This is a genomic window from Pontiella agarivorans, assembly GCF_034531395.1.
Taxonomy (GTDB): Bacteria; Verrucomicrobiota; Kiritimatiellia; order Kiritimatiellales; family Pontiellaceae; genus Pontiella; species Pontiella agarivorans.
On the sequence record NZ_JARVCO010000007.1, the window covers coordinates 367,672 to 385,960 of the forward strand.

An 18,289-nucleotide genomic window follows, 5' to 3' on the forward strand; every position below is an offset into this window, starting at 1 on the left:
AGTGCGTACGCTTTTCAGGAAAAATTTATGAAAAAACAAAAAAACAGCCGTCTCATCGCCGCAGAAATCGTCTTCCAATGGTTGGAACATCAGGATTTCCCAGACCGCAGTCTCGCAAAACTGAAGCAGGATCATGCCTTTATTCTCGAAGTGGTCAACGGGGTCGTACGCAACCGTCTCAAGCTCCAATGGCTGGAAACGAAGTGGGTTAAAAATGAACCGAAACTCATATTCAAAGCCATTCTATGGGTTGGGCTCTACCAAATTCTTTTTATGAAAGTGGAAGACTATGCCGCCATCAACGAAACCGTACAGGCCGCCAAAGAGCGCCCCGGCGGGCTTGGTCCGGCGAAGCTGATCAATGCCATACTCCGCCGGGCCCAGCGTGAAAAAGACGACCTTTTCAAATCTCTGGAAAGTCAGCCCGACTACATTCGCCTTTCACATCCTGAATTTCTAATGGAGCGCTGGAAAAAGACCTATGGCGAGGCCGATGCGGTTGCGCTGGCCGAATGGAACAATGAACCGCCTTCCACCATACTGCGGATTGAGCAGAGTGCGGTCGATGCCGCCGAGTTTATTGATAAATTGCGTGAGGCGGACATTGAACCGCTCTTGCACCCTTATTCCGACAAAGAGATTTTTCTGGTGCTGCCTCGCGGTATTCCCGTGAAAAAAGTGCCCGGTTACGATGAGGGCTGGTTTACTGTGCAGGATCCGGCCACGTCGGTTTCTGTGGATCTGCTTGCCCCGCGCCCCGGAGAAACGGTGCTCGATGCCTGTGCTGCGCCGGGTGGAAAAACCGCGATGATCGCCGGGCGGATGGACCGCCGCGGAGAACTGGTTGCAATGGATCTGCATGATGACCGCATTCGCGTTTTGGAAGAAAATAAAAAACGGCTTAAGCTCGATTGGATTGCAACGGTGAAGGGGGATGCCCGGAAACCGCAGGCTGTATTTTCCAATGACCGGAAATTCGATGCCATTCTGCTCGACGTGCCGTGTCTTAATACCGGCGTATTCAAACGCCGGGCTGATGCGCGCTGGCGTGTGACCGAAGAGCGTATTGAAACGATCACGAAACTGCAGTACGAAATTCTGACGGCCTGTTCTGAACTGCTGGCCGAAAAAGGGCGGCTGGTCTATAGCACCTGCAGCCTTGAACCCGAAGAGAATGAAGAGCTCGTCACCCGCTGGATCGCGAACCATTCCGGTTTCCGTCTTGTGAAAACCGGCAAGGCCTTCCCGCCTGACTCCGGAACCGATGGCGCCTTTGCGGCGCTTATTCGGAAAAAATAAAATCAGCAAGAAGGGTACGCAGTTCCGCGACGGCGGCGAGTACACGGTCTTCGTGATCGGCGGTGGAGGAGAGGCGGATTTTTACGCGGCCGTTGCCGGGGTAGAACCCTAGATCGACTTCCGGGGGCTGGAAATGTGCTTTTTCAAGAATCGTGACGATATCGGATTCTCCGATTCCCTGCGTACGGATAAAACGGATTACGAGCGGTTTAATGTCGGAATAACGCAATTTGAGCCCGGGGAGAATTTCCTCGTTTAAAATCGCATTAAATTCGTTCGGAGGACCGGGCAGCACAAACAGGGTTTTTTCTTCGTCGGTTTCAATACGCTGGCCGGGAGCGTGGCCAACAGAATTATTAAGCACATCGGCCCCTTCGAGCACCTGCGCCTGGCGGGTGGCGGCGAGGGACATTTTACGGCCTTTGGTTTCGAAGGAGGTTTCAATTTTTTTGACGGTGGCGGAGTCGAGGATGATTTTACGCTGGAGCAGCTCGGCAAGGGCATCGCGCGTGATGTCGTCAATGGTGGGGCCGAGACCGCCGCTCACAAAGACCAGGTCAACCCGGGCGAGAGCCTCTTTTATTGCGCTTCCAATGGTTGGTATGTCGTCACCGATGGTGGTATCGCGCGAAAGGTGCAGCCCGATGGTTGAAAGTGCTGTTCCCAGGTCGCGTCCATGTGTGTTCAGGGTCTGGCCACTGAGCAGTTCGTTTCCGATCGATATAAGTTCCGCTTGAATGTGCATGAGGGTCTCCGCAAAATGAATGGATATCTTGAAGCTATGGAAAACACGAATCAACACTCTTTAACAGTCGAAAGCACAGACGCAAAAAAGCGGCTGGATGCTTTTTTGTCGGCCAATGTGACGGCGCTGTCGCGTTCGCAGTGGAAAATGCTGATTGATCAGCAGCGGGTGCTGGTCAATGGGCAGCCTTGCAAACCGAATACCCGGTTGAAGCCGGGGGATGGGGTGACGTGGTCGGTTCCGGATCGGGCCCCGCTGGAGGCTGTGCCGGAGGATATTCCGCTGCATATTCTGTTTGAGGACGATGCGGTGCTGGTGTTGAACAAGCCGCCGGGCATGGTGGTGCATCCGGCGGTGGGCAATCCATCGGGCACCCTGTTGCACGGTTTGCTTTTTCACGATCCGGTTTTTCAGGCGCTGGAACGCGCCGGCATTGTGCATCGGCTGGATAAGGATACGAGCGGAGTGATGGTGGTGGCAAAGTCGGATAAGGCCATGCAGGAGATGCAGCGGCAGTTCAAGGCCCGGGAAACGGAAAAAGAGTATGTGGCGCTGGTTTGGGGCGAACCGCCGGGGAGCGGACGGGTTGAAACGCTGCTGGGCCGGCATCCGGTGCACCGTAAAAAGCAGGCGGTGCTGAAGGACCACGGACGCGAAGCGATTACGAATTTCCAATGTTTGGAACAGTTTTCAGAGTGTGCCTGGCTGAAGATCGGAATTGAGACGGGCCGCACGCACCAGATTCGGGTGCATATGGCGCATCTGAAGCATCCGATTGTCGGCGATACGGTTTATGGGCGGGCACACAGAGGGCGGCTGCCGGCTGAGCCGGAGCGGCAGATGCTGCATGCCGCGAAACTTTCTTTTAGTCATCCGGAATCCGGGAAAAGGCTTTCCTTCGAAGCGCCGTTGTTTGAAGATATGGAATCGTTGCTGGAAAAACTGCGGAATGGCTGAAGAAACAACATATTACGGATTGCTGGAAGATATTGAGAAATATCTGGAATATCAGCGTGATGAGGGGGTTCAACGCCTGGAGGTCGATCGCGCGGTGCTGTTGGCGCTGGCGAAAGAGCCGGAGGTGGAGACGGTAAAACCGCTGAAAGTCGAGACGGTGCCGATTCCAGAGGATTTCCAGACGTTGGAAGCGATCAGCGATCATATTTCGGCCTGTACCAATTGCACGCTCTGTGAAACCCGGAATGCCACGGTGCCGGGCGAAGGCCGGGGAGATTCGCCGGATATTATGTTTATCGGTGAGGGGCCGGGTGCGGAGGAAGATGCGCAGGGTCGACCTTTTGTCGGGAAAGCCGGGCAGCTGCTGGAAAAAATGATCGAGGCGATGGGTTATACGAGGGAGCAGGTTTTTATCGGAAATGTGGTAAAATGCCGCCCGCCGAAAAATCGTAAACCGCTTCCGGAAGAGATGGAGATGTGCCTGCCTTATCTGCGTAGGCAGATTAAATTAATTCAGCCGAAAGTGATTGTCGGCCTCGGCGGAACGGCTATGGAGGGATTGCTGGGCCGTCCGGTGGGGATTACGCGAATACGCGGGGTGTGGCATGAATATGCCGGAATCCGGCTGATGCCGACGTTTCATCCGTCGTACCTGCTGCGGGATCCTTCGAAGAAAAAGGATGCCTGGGCAGACCTCAAGCTGGTGCTCGCTGCGTTGAGCAAAGAGCCGCCTCCGCGTAAATAGGTTATCCAAAATCCGGTCCGGGAAACGTTTCTCTGGAAACGATTGAACGGAATTTATCCTTTGAATGTCTTGAATATTTTTACTCGCAAGGGGGAGGCTATGCATTAACATAGCGCGACTTATGGTTGATGATGTAAATCCGAAACCGGAAAATATTCCGGATGATAAAGAGGCGTTTGCTGAAGCGAAGGATATTTCTGCAGAAGAAATTCCGGCCGCTGAAGAGGGGCCTTCGGATGTGGAGCTGGTATTGAAAGCGCAGCACGGGGATGTGCATGCATTTGATCAGCTGGTGGAGCGGTATCATGCAAAAATCTACGGCTTAACCTACAATATGACCTCCAACCGGGAGGATGCCGAGGATCTGACTCAGGAAGTTTTCGTGAAGGCCTATGAGGCGCTGCCGCGGTTCAAAGGGAAATCCTCTTTCTATACCTGGGTTTACCGCATCGCGGTGAATAAGACCATAAACTATCGGAAAAAGCGCAACCGCAAGCGCGCCCTGAGCCTCGATTCGTTCGAACAGGAGATCAAGCTTGATGATGCATATCACGAGATGACGGCCAAGGGTTCACCGCTTCGGAACATCAGTTTGTCGGAATTACAGAAAAAATTGAACGAGGCCCTGCAAAACCTGTCTGAAAAGCACAGAACCGTTGTGGTGATGCATGATATGCAGGGCATTCCACACGAGGAAATCGCGAAAGTGGTGGGGGCTTCGGTAGGAACAGTTAGGTCGCGTCTGTTTTATGCCCGGAGACAAATGCAAACTGAACTAGCGGAATTTATGAAATGATGGACGAAAAGATGTCTACAGATCCGACGGCTGATAAACAGGCCGACCTCGTGTTACAGCAACTGCTGCACCTGAAATCGTATGAACGGCCCGATCCTTCGCGGATGACGCGAAACAAACAGAATATCATGCGCTCAGTCCGTCAGGTGCAGTCCCGAAAACGTAAACCGCTTCTGGATCTGCTCGAACTCAATATCCCGTGGTTTTTCGCGGAGCCGAAATATGGGATTGCCGCATTGTTTGTGGCCTTTCTCGGTCTGCAGTATGTGGGCATGTCAACGAGGCAGAACGCAATGGAAACGGGAATTTATACTTCCAGCGACCTTGTGGCGACCTATCATCATCCAGGCGAATCTTCCGCGGTGGTTTCCAACCGCTATCCAAGCCTGCCGAGCAACTACCAGCTGTTTTCCAATCCGCAGGGCGATCAGACCGTGGTCCCCGCGGCATTCAAACTTGACGAATAACCCATCTTCTCCTCCTGACACCAAAGCATTCTCTGCGTATTGCAGAGAGTGCTTTTTTTATAAAATGCAGGATCTCTTTGTCTGTGCAGATATTTTAACAAAGCCTGTAACGGGTATGCTTTCGGGGATCGGTATAGAAGCAAACGAAAGTAAGATGAAGACCGTACTTGCAACATCAGCATCATTCATTAGCGCAAGCCCGCTGTTTTCGTTCTGTCGATATCTATGGCATTGAGGCGAAGAGCGGTTTTTGGGAAAGGATTTTTACGAGCTCATTCGCTGAGGAAGACAAGGGGGATTAATACCTGCGAGAGCGAAGGGGCCCCGGGATGGAGATGCAAAAAAGCGCCCTCGCTGATGCGGGAGCGCTTTTTCGTTTTCCAATTTGACAGGAAAGTCAGGGAATCGGGAATGCGGCAGTCAGCGCAATGACCTCTTCCTTGATCTGGGCCAATACTGCGTCGTCGTCCGCATTGCGAATGGCACGCTTGATGAAGTTTGCAATTTTGACCATTTCCTCTTCCTTCATGCCGCGGGTGGTCACCGCCGGGGTTCCGATACGGATGCCGGAAGTTACAAACGGACTTTTAGTATCGAACGGGATGGCATTTTTATTCACGGTGATGGCGGCCTTATCCAGCGCAATCGCCGCATCTTTGCCGGTTACACCGGTTTTAGTCAGGTCAACGAGCATCAGATGGTTGTCCGTTCCTCCGGAAACCAAGCGGATATCGTCGTCTTCCAGTGCCGCCGCCAGGGCCTGAGCATTTTTAACCACCTGCTGCTGATAGGTTTTGAACGACGGTTGCAGATCTTCGTGGAAACAGACTGCTTTGGCCGCGATCGTATGCATCAGCGGTCCGCCCTGGATTCCCGGGAAAACCTGCTTGTCGATGTCGGCCGCAAATTTTTCCCGGCACAGAATCATGCCGCCGCGCGGGCCGCGCAGGGTTTTATGTGTGGTTGTGGTTACAAATTCCGCGTAGGGAACAGGATTCGGATGGCAGCCTGCTGCCACCAAGCCGGCAATGTGTGCCATATCCACCATCAGATAGGCGCCGCAACTGTCGGCGATTTTACGCAGACGTTTGAAGTCGATGATGCGGGAATAGGCCGATGCTCCGGCTACAATCATTTTCGGTTTATGTTCGTCGGCCAGAGCCTGCACCTTGTCATAGTCGATCTGCTCGGTTTCTTTATCGACGCCGTAGGGCACAATTTCAAAGAAACGGCCGGAAAAGTTCATCGGATGCCCGTGGGTCAGATGACCGCCTTCGGCAAGACTCATGGCGAGAATTGTGTCGCCCGGATTCAGCATTGCATAATAGACGGCCATGTTGGCTCCGGAACCGTGATGCGGCTGCACATTGGCATGCTCGGCACCGAACAGCTCTTTGGCGCGGTCAATCGCCAGACGTTCGGCTTCATCCACCCATTCGCACCCATTGTACCAGCGTTTTGCCGGGTAGCCTTCGGCATATTTGTTGGTCAAACGCGATCCGGAGACTTCGCGTACCGCTTTGGAAACAATATTTTCCGAGGCAATCAGCTCCAGGTTTTCCTGTTGGCGTACATCCTCTTTCTTCATGACGGCATAGATTTCGGGGTCGCTGTCATAAACGGCGATGGTTCCGCTGTGCTCGGCGGCGTAATCTTTGATTTTATTCACGCGGCGTTCATGACGTCCGCCTTCAAAACCGGTGTTGAGCCAGGCATCTATAATGTCTTCCAGATCGGCATCCTCGGTATATTTTCCCGAAAGGCACAGTATATTGGCATCATTATGCGAACGGGTCATCGTGGCCATTTCGGCATTCAGGCAGAGGGCTGCCCGGACGCGGGGAAATTTGTTTGCAGTAATGCTCACGCCCACACCCGTCGTGCAACAGATGATGCCCTGGTCAACGGTCGCATTGGAAACTTTGTTGGCCACAGCTGCTGCGTAGTCGGAATAGTCGACAGCATCGGTGCTGTCGCAACCGAGGTCTTCCACTGTGACCCCTTTGTTTCGCAGTATTTCGGAGACTTTGGTTTTAAGCGTATAACCGCCGTGATCTGAACCAATTGCAATTTTCATATAAAAGCGTCCTTATTAAGGAAGGATTTCATCCTTCCGGTTAATGGCTATTGGTTATTGGCTGCCTGTAAAATGTATTTCCCGGCAACGAATAACAATTAACTAATAACTGCAAAGGAATGCCTAGGCATTCTTTTGACCCTCGCGAATAAAAAGGATCAGGTCCGAAAGGGCCCGATCAATCTCATCACGCGTTCGTTTGTAAGTATTTAGCGTTCCGCCGAACGGATCGGAAACATCGGCGGGAACTTTCGATGTTCCGAAGGCGTTAATCAAGAAAACTTTGTTTCCAACCTCCGGAAAGCGCTCGCAGATATTCGCGGCGTGGTTGGAAGACATCGCCAAAATGAAATCGGCTTCTTCAGTCAGGGCCGAAGTAAGGGGTTGGCTGCGGTGCCCGGTGATATCGATGCCGATTTCTTTCATGGCTGTAATTGAATGAGGGCTCGCTGGCGCGCCGGTGTTGGCAAAAATGCCGGCGCTGCGGGCCTCCCAGCCCATATCACCTTGCCGTTGAAGGAATAGTGCTTCGGCCATCGGGCTTCGGCAGGTATTGCCGGTACAGATAAATAAAACCATGCTCATTGTTCCAATCCCTGGAAAAAGACCTGTTGAATTTGGGAAAAGGGTACGCGACCTTCGCGAATACAGGTGAGATCGTCTCCGTCGGCTTTGATTACCGTGCTCGGAATGGCTTCGGTCGCGGAGGGGCCGGAGTCGAGCGCGAGGTCGGCTGGGATAGAGGCAATGGCCTCCTGCGCAGTTTTAGTGTCGGGTTCGCCGCTGAGGTTGGCGCTGGTGAGCGCGAGTGTACGGCCGCATATTTTGGCCAATTCTACCGGAACGGCGTGGTCGGGAACACGATAGCCGGTCCAGCCGTCTGCGGTTTCCACAATCAGGGTCAGCGGTCCCGGCCACCATTTTGAGGCCAGAGCATCCAGACCGGAGTTCCAATGTCTGGAAGCGGCTTTCACCTGTGTGCCGTCGGCGGCCAGACGGGCAATCGGTTTATCGCCGTCCCGTCCTTTGGCACGAATCAGTTTTTCCAGGGCACCGGGCACGGCTGGATCGCAGGCGATTCCGTAGACGGTTTCCGTCGGCACAATCACCAGTCCACCTGCATGCAGCACATCGCGTGCTGTTTTCAAGGTCTGGAAATCGGGGGTCTCCCGATTAATTGTCGCTATCAGAGTCATTCGGCGGATTTTACCGACCGGATGTTTCAAATCAAGCAACAGGGGATTTTTTCGTGCGTTATCAAGGTTTGGAAACTACATTGTCCCGCTTATGGCACGTATTGCAAAAGTAGTGGTGGAGATTTCGCTCGACCGGGAATTTGATTACAACATTCCGGCGCATCTCCAGCCGACCATTAAGGTGGGGTCGCAGGTAAATGTTCCGTTCCACGGACGGAACCTGCGCGGCTTTGTGGTGGGGCTGGCCAGTTTTTCTGCTTATGCCGATAAGCTGAAAGAAATCGACAGTGTTGTCGGCGAAAAACCGCTGATTCCCGACGAGATTATGAAGCTCGCCTACTGGATTGCCGACTACTATTGTGCGCCCATCGAGCAGGCCGTCCGCACCGTGCTGCCCAGCGCCGTACGTCGTCACGGAGCCCGGCATAAAAAACAGCGTTTTGTTGCTCTGACGGGAAAGGTGCCCGAGAAAATTACCGCTCTTCAGGACGCGGTTTTCCGTACATTGGAGCAGCTCGGAAGCATGTCGGTTTCGGAATTATGTGAACGGGCGGGGTGCACGGAATCGCCGATCAAGACGCTGGAGAAAAAGGGGCTGGTTACGATTTCGGAGGAGACGGTTCAGCGCGACCCGCATGCGGGGATGGAGCTGTTGCGGACACAACCGTTTGATCTGATGGTGGAGCAGAAGGTCGCGCTGGATAAAATCTGTGCGTCAATGGACCTGAAAAAGCCGAAAACGGTGCTGCTGCACGGTGTGACGGGCAGCGGTAAAACGGAGGTTTACCTGCAGGCACTGCAGCATGCGCTGGATAAAGGGCAGGGTGCGATTGTGCTGGTGCCGGAGATATCGCTGACGCCCCAGACGGTGGACCGGTTTCGATCGCGCTTCGGCGATTGCGTGGCGGTATTGCATTCCAATCTGTCGGATGGAGAACGGCACGATGAGTGGCATCGCATTCGTGACGGCAAAGCGCAGATTGCCATTGGCGCGCGGTCGGCCCTTTTTGCCCCGGTGGAAAATGTCGGGCTGATTGTGGTGGATGAGGAACATGAGCCGACCTATAAACAGGATGAATCTCCGCGCTATAATGCGCGTGATGTGGCGGTGATGCGCGGTCACTTGGAAACCTGTTGTGTCGTGCTGGGTTCCGCGACGCCGGCGCTGGAATCTTTTGCCAATGTGAAGAGCGGTCGGTATGAGTTGGCGGAAATGGTGCAGCGCGTGGATGATCGGTCGATGCCGCTGATGCGGGTGGTGGACATGCGGATCGAGGCGGAGAAGGAGGGGCGTCCGACAATCTTTTCGGCGGAGCTGGTGCAGGGGATTTATGACCGGCTTAATGTCGGCGAGCAGGTGATTCTTTTTCTGAACCGACGTGGTTTTTCCTCTTCGATTCAATGCGAAATGTGCGGTTACGTGGCGGAGTGCACGGAGTGCAGCATTTCAATGACCTACCACAAGCGGGCGAATAAAATGATGTGTCATATCTGCGGGCGCGAGGAGAAGGTCCCGGATAAGTGCCCGAGCTGCGGGGACCTTAATTTTAAATATGCCGGAATGGGCACGCAGAAAATTGAGGAAATTCTCGAAAAGCTGTGCCCGAAGGCCCGGGTGGCGCGCATGGATTCGGATACGATGCGCAAAAAAGATTCGTACCGCACGGTGTTAGATAAGTTTAAAACGGGAAAACTGGATATTTTGCTGGGCACGCAGATGATTGCAAAGGGGCTGGATTTTCCGAATGTCACACTCGTTGGGGTGCTCTATGCCGACATGTCGTTACAGGTTCCGGATTTCCGGGCGGGTGAGCGGACGTTCCAGTTGCTGACGCAGGTGGCTGGTCGGGCGGGACGGGGCGAGAAGGCGGGTGAGGTGATTGTTCAGGCCTACACACCGCACCATCCGGCCATTCAGGCGGCGCGGAACCTGGATTATGAAGGGTTCTGTTCTCAGGATCTGGAGTTCCGGCGCGAGCTGGGCTATCCGCCTTTTTCGCATCTGGTGCTGCTCACGTTTAAGGGAGAGTCGGAAGTGGATGTGATGACGACGGCGGATAAATTTTTCCAATCGTTGGAAAGTGTGCTTCCGGAGTCGGTGAATGCGGTTCCGCCGATGCCGGCCCCGCTGGCCCGGGCAAAAGGTTTCTGGCGGTATCAGATTATGCTGCGTTGCGAGCACACCGTGAAGATGACGAAGCCGATCCGGCATGTGCAAAATCGTATGCGCCTGCCGAAAGGGGTTTCCCTGAGTATCGATGTGGATGCGCTGTCGCTGCTTTAGTTTTCAGAAATCCATTTTTCTGCATTTTCCAAGGATTGGAAAATGCGTATTTCCGCGCCCCGGTTTCTGGCGATCAACTCACCAAGCTGGTTGAGTTCGTGATTTTCCTTATTTTCGTCGTATAAGGCCACTCGGATACCTGCGCTTGCGGGAACGAATTCCATAATAAGCTCGAACAGTTCACCTTCGGTGATGCCGCCGTCGAGGGCTTCATGGATCAGCACCCGGTTGAGTTCAAGTTTGCGGACCCGGTCGGCAATTTGTCTCCAATATGAACGGCTGGCTTCGTAGCTGTCCTCGCCGGTCAACCGGACAAAAAGATAATTGTTTCGCGTTTCAAAATGCAGGTTGAATTGACCATCTTTCACGGTCTTTATATTTTGCACATATCCTTGAATTCTGCAACACGGATTTCTATCTGATCGCGGTCGAGTTTCGTGAGTCGTTCCAGGCTGAATTCTTCAACCCCGAAGGACGCGGTAATGCTGCCGTATACCATGGCCTGACGGATACTCTCTTTGTCTGTTTTTCCGGAAGCGCAGAGCGCCCCCATCAGGCCGCCGGCAAAGGTGTCGCCTGCTCCGGTAGGATCCTTGAAGTGGTCGAGCGGATAGGCGTGCAGCAGGAAAGTATCCTCTTTGGTGAACAGCATGGAGCCGTTCCCGCCTTTTTTGATGAGCACATATTCAGTGCCGAGATCGAACAGTTTTTTGGCGGCTTTGGTCAGTGAGTGTTCGCCGGTGAAGAGCTGTGCTTCATACTCATTGAGCGTGAGCATCGTGCATTTGCTGATAACTTTTTCGAGATCCTCTTTTGCGATGTTGATCCACAGGTCCATGGTATCGATAAGTACGAACTTGGGTTCTCTGACCTGCTCAAGCACATGAAGCTGGAGGGCGGGGTGGATGTTGCCGAGGAAGAGGTAGGGGGCTTCTTTGTAGTTTTCCGGAAGTTCCGGGGAGAAGGTTTCAAAAACGCCGAGATCGGTGAAGAGCGTATCGCGGCTATCCATATTATCATGGTATTTACCGCCCCAGCTGAAGGTTTTTCCTTCGACGGTCTGGAGCCCTTCGAGATCGATATTCATGCTGCTCCAGGTGTCGCGGAATTCCTGCGGGAAATCGGTGCCTACGACGCCAACCATGCCGGTGTGGGAAAAAAAGGAAGCGGCCGCGCAGGCATAACTGACGGAACCGCCGAGAAGGCCTTCCCGTTTTTCGGCAGGGGTTTCGATGTCGTCGATTCCGATCGAGCCGACAATGATGAGGTCAACAGCGGGTTTGGTCATAATTTTCTCCTTTTAAATGGCATAAAGCATGGCTGTCATGCCGATCGCGCCCAGCACATAGGTCTGAAGGTCACGGGCGGCAAACGCCAGCGGATCGTCGTTAATTTCTCCCCGCCAGGCGAGGTGCCAGATGCGGGTAATCCAGTAGAGGAGCAGTGGACAGAATATCCAAAGCAGCCGGGGATAGGTATAAAGCTCAGCCACTTTGTCGCTGCCCAGATACATGGTGAACACCAGCACCGCGATGTAGCCGGAGGCGGTGCCGAAACCGAGCAGCAGCGGAAGATCGTCCACGCGGTAGCCGCGTTCTCGCCTCGCCTGTTCTTCCGCGTCGGTTTCTTTGATTTCCCGCAGTTCGGACACCCGTTTCACGATGGCAAGACTCAGAAAAAGGAAAATGGCAAATTCAATGAACCAGCCCGATGCCGCCGTTTCGGTGGCCACCGCACCGGCAAAAATTCGGCACGAAAAGAGCAGAGCAAGCGTCAGTACATCCGCAACGGCGATCTGCTTAAGTCGCCAGGAATAGATTGTGGTAATGATGTAATAGGCAATCAGCACATAGACAAAGTTGAGCGGGAGAAGCAGGCAGAGCAGCAGACTGGCAGTGATTAGAAGGGGAGTCATGAGTGCGCCGGCTGAAATGGGAAGGTCTCCGGATGCAAACGGTCGTTTTCGTTTGCGTGGATGGTGCTGGTCGGCACTGAGGTCAAACAGATCGTTCAGCAGATAGATGGACGAGGCGGCCAGGCTGAAAGCAAAAAAAGCGATCACTGTCTGGAGGATGACGGCAGGATCGGAAAAACGGTGTGCCAGAATCATCGGGGTGAAAATAAGGACGTTTTTCAGCCATTGCTGGGGACGCATGGCTTTGGCAATACAGAAAAAACAGCCGGGATGATCCACGAAGATATGGTCGGCTTTGACGGCGTAACCTTTTCTGGAGAGCGGGCAGGGGTTGGCCAGGATAACCTCGTCGGCGGCATCCCAGATCGGGAAATCGGCTTTATCGTTTCCGGCATAGCCAAAGGCTGGAAACTTTTCGCGGATGGCCTCGAGTTTATTGCTGTGCCGAAGGTTGGTGTCTGCATTGCTGGCCAGGACTTCATCGAAAATACCGAGGTGCCGGGCAACCGCCTCGGCGGTGCGGTAATTCGAGGCCGTGGCGAGGATCAGTGTACGTCCCTTACTACGTTCTTTTCTGAGCCATTGCAGCAGTGGCCCGTTGTAAGGCAGGACCGCGGCATCGAGCTCCACACGCTGCATAACCTGATCTTTAAAATGCGCCTTGCCCTTCAGCAGCCAGCCGGCAAATTTAAAAATACACGCGGGATCCCGGCGCAGCAGCAGAAAAAGAGCCTGATGCAGGGTGTCGAGTTTGACGAGGGTTCCGTCAAGATCGACGCATAACGGGATACTTTGGTCTGAGCTCATTTCTTTTCCAAACTCTGGAAACTCGTATGCCCGTTTTCAATCATTGGAAGTTGTCCGGGCGCTTGATATTGACTTGTATGTAGCCGTTGCGCATGCCGTTTTCCAGTTTTTTGCGCAATGCATAGCGAATCTTCCGGCGGATGAAAGGAATCAGGAGAGCAAATCCTGCGGCATCGGTAATCAGGCCGGGCGTCACAAGAAATGCGCCGGCCAGCAGAATCATGACACCATCGATCATCTGTGGCGCGGGCAGATTTCCCAGTGCCATTTCCTGCCGGATTTTAAAGAGAATATTCACGCCTTGGCGACGTACCAGCCAGGCGCCTGCCATTCCGGTAAGCAAGACCAGCAGAACGGTCGGAATGAAACCAACCATGCCGTGCACTTTAATCAGCAGAGCGAACTCCAGGATCGGTAATCCTATAAAGAGAACGAGCAGGTAGTGCAGCGGCATGGCGGGGACCGGTTAGGATTCCGCCGAGTCGGCGGTCTCGTTTTTTTGATTCAGATCTTCAAAACCGGCTTCGTCGAGAAGCGATTCCTGCCAGGCCTGAGCAAGGCGGGCTGCTTTTTCCTGTCGGATGCCGGCGGCGAGTTGATCGCGCATTCCCGGAAGGGTCTGTTCTTCGTTTGCGGCTTCTCTTGAGGCCACATAGGCCACCATGAATTCATCCGCAGTGCTGATCAGGTCGGTGATCGTACCTTGATCCAGCTGAATGGTGGCTCCCATAATTTCGCGGCTGAACTGACCTTCCAGCGGGGAGGAAATGCTGAAGGGTTCCGTGGTTTCGACAACGAGATTGTATTTCGAGGCTGCGTCTGCGAAAGAGGTTCCGGCTTTAACGGCTTCGGTCAGCTCTTTGTGAATTTCCTCTGTTTTTTCAATGTAGGCTTTGTCGGCGGCCTCTATACGAGCCGATTCGGTGGCGTCGGTTTCAACCACTTCGAAGGCCGGCAGAAAATCGGGTAATTCTTTCTGTAAAGCCAGAACATAGACGGTGTCGCGGCCGGCGATGACATCGCTGTAGTATCGCGAAGGAGTGAGTTCCCGTGTGAAGGCGGCTTGAGCAAATGGGGCGGTCGGGTCAATACCGCGCGGGCGATCGGTCTGTGCAAATGCCGGGGTGTTTTTCACGATGGTTTTTCCGGATTTTTCCGCTTCGGCTTCAAAAGTGGTGCTTTCATCGGCCAGCGCGGCAACCAGTTCGTCGGCCGCCCGCGCCGCCGCCTGTTGAGCCAATCCGTGGATGAGGATATCGACGATTTCGCCTTTGACTTCTTCGAGCGGAATGTATTCCGGAACTTCGTTGGTTGCGGTTTCCGGTTTGATATAGCGTTGCAGATTCTGCTCGTATACCTGAGCAACCTGCTCGTCGGAAACCGAAACACTGTTGGTATAATCGTTTACATCGTAGGCGACATAGTGGACGACACGTTTTTTCGGCAGTCGGAACTGATCGGGATTCTGTTCATAATAGGCTCTGGCATCATCCTGCGTCACTTCAACGGTATCGATCAGATCGCGGGGAAGAGTGACATAGTCAGCAGTAACGAGATCATTATAGAGATGGAATGCTTTTTTAATTTCGTCGTCCGTCACAAGTGCGCCCTGTGCAGCGGAAGCTGCGGCTTTTTCGATCAGAACATTCTGGGCCATCATCTGTTCAAATCCTTTAGCCGTCATACCGGCCTGCGGAAGAAAACCCTGAACAAACATGGTGTACATGTTTGCATCATACTGTCCGGTCTGCTGGTTCTGGAAGATCGGCTGTGATTTGATCATCTGTACTATCTGCTCATTGGTAACAGTTAGTCCCATTTCCTTGGCTTTTTTAAGGGTTGCCAGGCGCTGCCAGGCCCGTGTGCGCACCGCTTCTTCAATTTCATCGGTCATGCTCAGCGGCCGGCCGACCATCATGGAATACATGACGTAGGTGTTTCGGTAGGCGCTGTTATACTCCGCCGCTGTGATATCTTTTCCCCAAAGACGCCCGACGACTTCGTTGGCCGCCTTTTGGGCCTCCTTGGCACCGCCATTGGACTTTCCGCCCGTGTATACCATCACAAAAGCCACGCTGATGAAGATCGCGAAGATCAACCATACGGTCTTGTTATGGATCAGTTTATTGAATTTAGAAATCATCATTGCCATGGGTGTACCTCTCTCCTGTCCAGAATATGTAAAAATAACCCGCGAACCCTACCGATTGCAATTTTCGGGGTCAATGGGGAAGTCATGTGTTTAAACCCGCATTTATGTGTGATTGCCAGAGAATAATAAATCTGAAGGTTAAAGAATTTTCAGTTTCGGCATATCCTGGATATCAACGGCGCCGATGACGCGGTTGGTGTCGTCGACGACGATCAGGTCGTCGATGTTGAATTGTTCGTAGATATTGAGAATATCGATGGCCAGCTGATCTTTTTTCAGGGTTTTCGGGTTAACGGTCATAATGCTGTCAACCGGCTGCTCGATCAGGTTGGGGGTTTCGATCAGGTGGCGGCGAAGGTCGCCGTCGGTCATAATGCCGGCGAGGGTGTTGTCAGGATGGACGACGGCGACGCAGCCGGCCTTTGCGCCTGTCATGGAAATCAGGGCATCCTTGACGGGGCTGCCGACGGGGACGGTGGCACTGCGTTTTCCGGTTCGCATAACATCTTCAACGCGAAGCAGGAGGGTACGGCCGATGGCGCCGCCGGGGTGCCGGCGGGCATAATCCTCCATTTTGAATCCCCGCGCATCGAGGAGGACCATGGCCATGGCATCGCCGAGGGCGAGGGTGGCGGTGGTGCTGGCGGTCGGTGCCATATTAAACGGGCACGCTTCTTTGTCCACTTTTACCGAAACGATGATATCGGCATATTCGCCGAGCGGGGATTCGGGTTCGCCGGTAAGTGCAATGATTTTAACGCCCATGCGTTTGACGGGCTGGAGTACGGCAATCAGTTCATCCGATGCGCCTGAATAACTCATGGCCACCACGATATCGCGTTCGGACAGAATGCCGAAATCGCCGTGCATCGCTTCAATCGGGTGCATGGCCACAGCCGGCGTGCCGGTGCTGGTGAAGGTGGCGGCCATTTTGTTGCCGATGTGCCAGTTTTTACCGACACCGGCGATGACCACTTTTCCATAGCCGTTTTCAATGGTTTGCAGAATGGCGTCGATGGCTTGAACGAAGCCGCCGTCGAGATCCGCCTTCACCCGTTTCATTCCGTCGAGTTCAATATCAAAAACTTCATTCGCGCGCTTCAAATAGTCCAACGTCTCTCTCCATATTTCCAATGGTTGGAAGTTTTACCTCAACTCCTGCAGTACCTGCAAGCCGCTGCTGTCGCTACCTGCCGCTCCGTGAGGCGGTCGTTTTTCAACCACTGAAAATTATTGATTCAAATCGCCGCGGCGCTGGGCTATGGTTTCCGGTCATTGGAAAACCGGAGTGGAATAGATGTCGAGTAACGGTGCAAAAGTAGGATTATGGATTGTCATTGCCATTCTGGCGTTGATGCTTTTCGGCAGTTTTCTGGCGAATGTGGGGTTGACCGCAGCGCTGGTTTCCGGAGGGGGCGGTTCGGTGGCGGGATTTGATCAGCCGCAGGATCAGATTCCTGAATTTACTGAAATCTGGTCCTATGGATACGGGGACAAAAAGGTGGTTCGCATCGGCCTGCAGGGCGTGATTATGCGCGGACGGCAGGAACGTCTCCTCGGCTCGGATCCCGATATGGTGGAGCAGATCCTTGCGGAAATCCGGGCCGCCACGATTGATGAAGAGGTCGAGGGGATTATTCTGGAAGTTGATTCGCCCGGCGGCGGGGTGACACCCAGCGATGAAATTTATGCGGCACTGGAAAAATTCAAACGGGTTGATGAGAATCGTGTTATTCTGGTTTTTGTCCGCGATCTGTGTGCTTCGGGCGGATATTATGCATCCATGGCGGGCGATTATATCATGGCGGAACCGACGGCCATCGTCGGCTCCGTCGGGGTCATTATGCAGACCATGAATATGAAAGGGCTGGGTGATATGATCGGCCTCAGCTCGGTTACGATTGCCTCCGGCGAAAACAAAGACATGCTCAACCCGTTTGAAGAGGTGAATCCGGCACATCTGAATATGCTGCAGACGCTGGTCGATTCTATGCAGCAGCGTTTTGCCGCGATTGTGATGGATTCCCGTGGGCTGGAAGATGATGCGTTGCTCGACGGCCGTGTTTTCAGCGTCGGTCAGGCGCTGGAGGAAAATCTGATCGATGGGGTCGGTTATTGGGAAGATGCCGTTGAAAAAATGTGTGAACTGCTGGATGTGGATGAGCTTTATCTGGTTCGCTATGGCCGTGAAATGGGCTTCCTGGACAGCTTGTTTGCCTCGAAAACTCCGCATGTTCCGACGCTGGATCTTGCGGTTGATCCGCCCCGTTTTATGTATCTTTGGAAACCCTGATTTATTGGAGTACGTTGAAATGAAAAAATCGTATTTACTTGTTATACCCGCACTGGCTGTTTTAACCGGCTGTGAAACCCTTCAGACCCCGCAGCAGCGCCGGACTGTGCAGGCTCGTGAGCAGGCGGCCGCCCGTCAGGCCGAAGAACGTGCGTATCGTATGCAGGGTGCGGTGGAAACGGTGGAGATGGAAAATGCCCGGCTCATGCAGGAGCTTCAGTCGCTGCGCAGCCAGGTGAATGCGATGAATGGTCAGATCAGTTCGCTCAACAGTAAAATGAATGCACTGGATGCCCGGCAGAAAAAGGAGATGGCCAACCTTATTAAAGAGGTGCAGGCTCTCCTGCGTAAGGGTGCTGCCAGCCGGCCCGCATCTTCCGGAAGTTCCTCCGTTCACCGGGGTTCCGGTCGCGAACATATTGTCGAATCCGGTCACACTCTTTCTGCTATTGCCCAGGCCTATGGCACAACGGTCAAGGCCATTAAGCAGGCGAATAACCTGAAATCCGACCAGATCCGCGTTGGTCAAAAGCTGTTTATTCCGGAATAAAACGAA

The 18,289-nt window shown here is 53.5% G+C and carries 18 protein-coding genes; 8 read left to right on the forward strand and 10 right to left on the reverse strand.

All coding sequences use genetic code 11. The annotated features are described in order from the left end of the window. Nucleotides 1-27: 27 nt before the first annotated feature. A complete protein-coding gene (rsmB, locus tag P9H32_RS06515) occupies nt 28-1,299 on the forward strand; it encodes a 16S rRNA (cytosine(967)-C(5))-methyltransferase RsmB (RefSeq protein ID WP_322608079.1) in 1,272 nt (423 codons plus the stop codon). Here rsmB and P9H32_RS06520 read toward each other — a convergent pair. Continuing rightward, complete coding sequence (locus P9H32_RS06520) at nt 1,283-2,044, reverse strand: competence/damage-inducible protein A (protein WP_322608080.1); 762 nt, start codon at nt 2,042-2,044, stop codon at nt 1,283-1,285. The genes rsmB and P9H32_RS06520 overlap by 17 nt on opposite strands. A 15-nt stretch (nt 2,045-2,059) precedes the next feature. On the opposite strand from P9H32_RS06520, the gene P9H32_RS06525 reads away from it, so the two are divergent. The 4 genes from P9H32_RS06525 to P9H32_RS06540 all read left to right on the forward strand — a co-directional run bounded on the left by P9H32_RS06525 (nt 2,060) and on the right by P9H32_RS06540 (nt 5,009). After that, nucleotides 2,060-3,001, forward strand: a complete 942-nt coding sequence (locus tag P9H32_RS06525) for an RluA family pseudouridine synthase (RefSeq protein WP_322608081.1) — start codon at nt 2,060-2,062, stop codon at nt 2,999-3,001. Then, nucleotides 2,994-3,746, forward strand: coding sequence for a uracil-DNA glycosylase (locus tag P9H32_RS06530; RefSeq protein ID WP_322608082.1), 753 nt, complete (start codon nt 2,994-2,996; stop codon nt 3,744-3,746). Before P9H32_RS06525 ends, P9H32_RS06530 begins: the two co-directional genes overlap by 8 nt. Nucleotides 3,747-3,867: 121 nt before the next feature. Beyond that, nucleotides 3,868-4,542, forward strand: a complete 675-nt coding sequence (locus P9H32_RS06535) for an RNA polymerase sigma factor (RefSeq protein ID WP_322608083.1) — start codon at nt 3,868-3,870, stop codon at nt 4,540-4,542. Then, nucleotides 4,539-5,009, forward strand: coding sequence for a hypothetical protein (locus P9H32_RS06540; RefSeq protein WP_322608084.1), 471 nt, complete (start codon nt 4,539-4,541; stop codon nt 5,007-5,009). Before P9H32_RS06535 ends, P9H32_RS06540 begins: the two co-directional genes overlap by 4 nt. A gap of 397 nt (nt 5,010-5,406) precedes the next feature. On the opposite strand, the gene rpiB is transcribed toward P9H32_RS06540, so the two are convergent. From rpiB to P9H32_RS06555, 3 genes are all read right to left on the reverse strand, one after another. Then, nucleotides 5,407-7,086: a ribose 5-phosphate isomerase B gene (gene rpiB / locus P9H32_RS06545; RefSeq protein WP_322608085.1), complete on the reverse strand. Its 1,680-nt coding sequence runs from the start codon at nt 7,084-7,086 to the stop codon at nt 5,407-5,409. Between the two features lie 123 nt (nt 7,087-7,209). Further along, nucleotides 7,210-7,671, reverse strand: a complete 462-nt coding sequence (locus P9H32_RS06550) for a low molecular weight protein arginine phosphatase (protein WP_322608086.1) — start codon at nt 7,669-7,671, stop codon at nt 7,210-7,212. Then, the gene (locus P9H32_RS06555; RefSeq protein ID WP_322608087.1) at nt 7,668-8,282 is read right to left on the reverse strand and encodes an L-threonylcarbamoyladenylate synthase; all 615 of its coding nucleotides are present in this window, start codon (nt 8,280-8,282) and stop codon (nt 7,668-7,670) included. The genes P9H32_RS06550 and P9H32_RS06555 overlap by 4 nt, the downstream gene beginning before the upstream one ends. A gap of 91 nt (nt 8,283-8,373) precedes the next feature. On the opposite strand from P9H32_RS06555, the gene priA reads away from it, so the two are divergent. Continuing rightward, nucleotides 8,374-10,566 (forward strand): primosomal protein N', encoded by a 2,193-nt coding sequence (priA, locus tag P9H32_RS06560; RefSeq protein WP_322608088.1) that lies wholly within the window; start codon nt 8,374-8,376, stop codon nt 10,564-10,566. Here priA and P9H32_RS06565 read toward each other — a convergent pair. The 6 genes from P9H32_RS06565 to P9H32_RS06590 form a co-directional block, all read right to left on the reverse strand. Beyond that, nucleotides 10,563-10,952 (reverse strand): hypothetical protein, encoded by a 390-nt coding sequence (locus tag P9H32_RS06565; protein WP_322608089.1) that lies wholly within the window; start codon nt 10,950-10,952, stop codon nt 10,563-10,565. The genes priA and P9H32_RS06565 overlap by 4 nt on opposite strands. Continuing rightward, nucleotides 10,940-11,854 carry a PfkB family carbohydrate kinase gene (locus P9H32_RS06570; protein ID WP_322608090.1) on the reverse strand — a complete coding sequence of 305 codons (915 nt, stop codon included), beginning with the start codon at nt 11,852-11,854 and terminating at the stop codon, nt 10,940-10,942. Before P9H32_RS06570 ends, P9H32_RS06565 begins: the two co-directional genes overlap by 13 nt. A 12-nt stretch (nt 11,855-11,866) precedes the next feature. Beyond that, nucleotides 11,867-13,288 (reverse strand): UbiA family prenyltransferase, encoded by a 1,422-nt coding sequence (locus P9H32_RS06575; protein WP_322608091.1) that lies wholly within the window; start codon nt 13,286-13,288, stop codon nt 11,867-11,869. Nucleotides 13,289-13,328: 40 nt separating this feature from the next. Further along, nucleotides 13,329-13,742 (reverse strand): FxsA family protein, encoded by a 414-nt coding sequence (locus P9H32_RS06580; RefSeq protein WP_322608092.1) that lies wholly within the window; start codon nt 13,740-13,742, stop codon nt 13,329-13,331. Between the two features lie 12 nt (nt 13,743-13,754). Continuing rightward, complete coding sequence (locus tag P9H32_RS06585) at nt 13,755-15,440, reverse strand: SurA N-terminal domain-containing protein (RefSeq protein ID WP_322608093.1); 1,686 nt, start codon at nt 15,438-15,440, stop codon at nt 13,755-13,757. Nucleotides 15,441-15,578: 138 nt separating this feature from the next. Beyond that, nucleotides 15,579-16,553, reverse strand: a complete 975-nt coding sequence (locus P9H32_RS06590) for a KpsF/GutQ family sugar-phosphate isomerase (protein ID WP_322608094.1) — start codon at nt 16,551-16,553, stop codon at nt 15,579-15,581. 184 nt (nt 16,554-16,737) lie between these two features. Here P9H32_RS06590 and sppA point away from each other — a divergent pair, with 184 nt between their 5' ends. Together sppA and P9H32_RS06600 are read left to right on the forward strand one after the other, a co-directional pair. Continuing rightward, complete coding sequence (gene sppA / locus P9H32_RS06595; RefSeq protein WP_322608095.1) at nt 16,738-17,733, forward strand: signal peptide peptidase SppA; 996 nt, start codon at nt 16,738-16,740, stop codon at nt 17,731-17,733. Nucleotides 17,734-17,752: 19 nt separating this feature from the next. Next, nucleotides 17,753-18,283, forward strand: a complete 531-nt coding sequence (locus P9H32_RS06600; protein ID WP_322608096.1) for a LysM peptidoglycan-binding domain-containing protein — start codon at nt 17,753-17,755, stop codon at nt 18,281-18,283. Nucleotides 18,284-18,289 lie beyond the last annotated feature (6 nt).

Bases quoted from the DNA above. Each gene is read 5' to 3' on its own strand.
- rsmB (WP_322608079.1), top strand. From the start codon at position 28: ATGAAAAAACAAAAAAACAGCCGTCTCATCGCCGCAGAAATCGTCTTC.
- P9H32_RS06520 (WP_322608080.1), bottom strand. From the start codon at position 2,044: ATGCACATTCAAGCGGAACTTATATCGATCGGAAACGAACTGCTCAGT.
- P9H32_RS06525 (WP_322608081.1), top strand. From the start codon at position 2,060: ATGAATGGATATCTTGAAGCTATGGAAAACACGAATCAACACTCTTTA.
- P9H32_RS06530 (WP_322608082.1), top strand. From the start codon at position 2,994: ATGGCTGAAGAAACAACATATTACGGATTGCTGGAAGATATTGAGAAA.
- P9H32_RS06535 (WP_322608083.1), top strand. From the start codon at position 3,868: ATGGTTGATGATGTAAATCCGAAACCGGAAAATATTCCGGATGATAAA.
- P9H32_RS06540 (WP_322608084.1), top strand. From the start codon at position 4,539: ATGATGGACGAAAAGATGTCTACAGATCCGACGGCTGATAAACAGGCC.
- rpiB (WP_322608085.1), bottom strand. From the start codon at position 7,086: ATGAAAATTGCAATTGGTTCAGATCACGGCGGTTATACGCTTAAAACC.
- P9H32_RS06550 (WP_322608086.1), bottom strand. From the start codon at position 7,671: ATGAGCATGGTTTTATTTATCTGTACCGGCAATACCTGCCGAAGCCCG.
- P9H32_RS06555 (WP_322608087.1), bottom strand. From the start codon at position 8,282: ATGACTCTGATAGCGACAATTAATCGGGAGACCCCCGATTTCCAGACC.
- priA (WP_322608088.1), top strand. From the start codon at position 8,374: ATGGCACGTATTGCAAAAGTAGTGGTGGAGATTTCGCTCGACCGGGAA.
- P9H32_RS06570 (WP_322608090.1), bottom strand. From the start codon at position 11,854: ATGACCAAACCCGCTGTTGACCTCATCATTGTCGGCTCGATCGGAATC.
- P9H32_RS06575 (WP_322608091.1), bottom strand. From the start codon at position 13,288: ATGAGCTCAGACCAAAGTATCCCGTTATGCGTCGATCTTGACGGAACC.
- P9H32_RS06580 (WP_322608092.1), bottom strand. From the start codon at position 13,742: ATGCCGCTGCACTACCTGCTCGTTCTCTTTATAGGATTACCGATCCTG.
- P9H32_RS06585 (WP_322608093.1), bottom strand. From the start codon at position 15,440: ATGGCAATGATGATTTCTAAATTCAATAAACTGATCCATAACAAGACC.
- sppA (WP_322608095.1), top strand. From the start codon at position 16,738: ATGTCGAGTAACGGTGCAAAAGTAGGATTATGGATTGTCATTGCCATT.
- P9H32_RS06600 (WP_322608096.1), top strand. From the start codon at position 17,753: ATGAAAAAATCGTATTTACTTGTTATACCCGCACTGGCTGTTTTAACC.